At 59.4% G+C, this 1,906-nt stretch carries 2 protein-coding genes; one reads left to right on the top strand and one right to left on the bottom strand.

Going from position 1 to position 1,906, the window contains the following annotated elements:
- Positions 1 to 80 precede the first annotated feature (80 nt).
- The gene (locus tag AC4FAH_RS11750) at positions 81 to 326 is read right to left on the bottom strand and encodes a hypothetical protein (RefSeq protein WP_192839416.1); all 246 of its coding nucleotides are present in this window, start codon (positions 324 to 326) and stop codon (positions 81 to 83) included.
- A gap of 939 nt (positions 327 to 1,265) precedes the next feature.
- On the opposite strand from AC4FAH_RS11750, the gene AC4FAH_RS11755 reads away from it, so the two are divergent.
- Positions 1,266 to 1,877: a LysE family translocator gene (locus tag AC4FAH_RS11755; RefSeq protein WP_213114962.1), complete on the top strand. Its 612-nt coding sequence runs from the start codon at positions 1,266 to 1,268 to the stop codon at positions 1,875 to 1,877.
- The last annotated feature ends 29 nt before the right edge of the window (positions 1,878 to 1,906 follow it).

Raw genomic sequence — 1,906 nt, forward strand, 5'->3', positions numbered from 1 at the left:
GTGACGGCAGGGGCCCAGACACAGGAAAGCCCCGAACGAATGTCGGGGCTTTCCTGTGTCTCGTGCATCCAGTCGGCGGCTCACGCCTGTTGTGGAACGCTCTTCACGCGTCGATAGAGGCTGTTGCTGGCGAGGGAGGGGGCGAGGAGTGCGATGCGGGTGTTCTGGATCGCGAGTTCCTGGCGCAGGGTAAACCACATGCCGACGTATTCATGGCAATCCTGGCAGTGCACCAGGTGGTCGGCCGATGGGGTGTGGTACTGATACTCCATCTTCAGGCCGGAGCATGCCGGACAACACAGTGCGGCTTGAGCTTTCCCTTCCATGTCTCCTCTCCTTCTCAGCAATTGACTGAATCTGGTGAGGTGCAGCGTAGTGGTCTCTTTCCTTGAGTTCGCAAACCTGCCAGTCATCAAGGCCCGTGAATCAATCGTTCAGACTCATGGATCTTGCTGGCCGGGGAGTGAAGCTTCCCATGCTTGCGCGTCATCCTCTGACAGGGCCTGTCCCTGGCTGCACTTCCTGTGCACTTGGCCCGTCACTACGCTGAACCTGCCGCTCTTCCTGAGCAGCGATCGGGCGCTACTGACCCGCAAGAATCTTGTACACCTTTCAGAAACTGACTGAATTCGGTGTCATTCAGCGTAGTGCTCTCTTTCCCTGAGCTCGCAGGCTTGCCAGTCATGAAGATTCGTAAACCTACCCGCTCAGGCTTACGAATCTTCCTGGCTAAGGAGCGAAGTCCCCAAGCCTGCGCGTCATCCTTTGACAGGGCCTGTCCCTGGCTGCACTTCCTGTGCACTTGGCCTGTCACTACGCTGAACCTGCCGCTCTTCCTGAGCAGCGGTAGAGACGTTACTGGTTATCATAAACTTGTACAACTCCTAATTTGTTGCACAAGTTTTCAAATGTGTAAAATTCTGTACTTTATTATGTTCTCATATAAATCCATGCACGACGGCCGCCTTCGAGGGCGGACTGTCCAGTTCGTGTGACACCCATCCTGAGGGGCATATCCAGGTCGTCCATATGGCCTGCTGCCGCATCAGCATGGCGCTTGATACACTCGACTGCGTCTGCCTGAAGACTTGGTGGGAGTCGTATGTGCCCGATGCTCTCATCCCTTGAGCAGCGCCTGATGGGGAGGGCGGGCCCCATCGCGAGCGCCGGGCTACTGTCAGGTGATCCCCCAGGTGTATGTCCGAGGCCGGCGCAGTGTCGCTTTCACCAATTGACTGGAACATGGAATGACCCTCATGCATTGGATGCCGCTGAATCTGTGGTTGTCACTGGTTGCGCTATGCGCGATGGGGGCGATGTCGCCCGGACCGAGTCTGGCGATGGTGCTGCGCCATACCCTGGGCGGCGGCAGGAGTGCGGGGATCGCCGCCGGTATCAGTCATGCGCTGGGAGTCGGGTTGTATGCCGCGCTGACTGCCTGGGGGCTCGGCGCCTTGATTGTTCATTACCCGGGGGTCTTCCAGGCGATCATGCTGCTGGGGGCAGTCTATCTGGCCTGGTTGGGGTTCAAGGCACTGCGGGCGGGTCGCGGTGGAGCGCTGGAGGCGCAGGCCGTCACGACGTCTCGCTCCATGGCGATACGCGATGGTTTCATGGTGGCGCTGGCCAACCCCAAGTTGATCCTGTTCTTCGTGGCGCTGCTCAGTCAGTTGATCACGCCGGAGATGAGCGAGATGGGCAAGTGGCTGGTCGTCGTGACGGCCATGGGCATCGACGGGCTCTGGTATGTGCTGGTGGCACTGGTGCTGTCGCACTCGCGGGTGCTGCCCTGGTTGCAGGCGCGTGCGATGTGGATCAATCGACTGACGGGCGTGGTGTTGCTGGGGCTGGCGTTGCGGGTGGTCTGGGGGCTTTGAGACAGCCTGTCAGCCCAGTGAGGATCTGG

Source organism: Cobetia sp. (genome assembly GCF_983723665.1).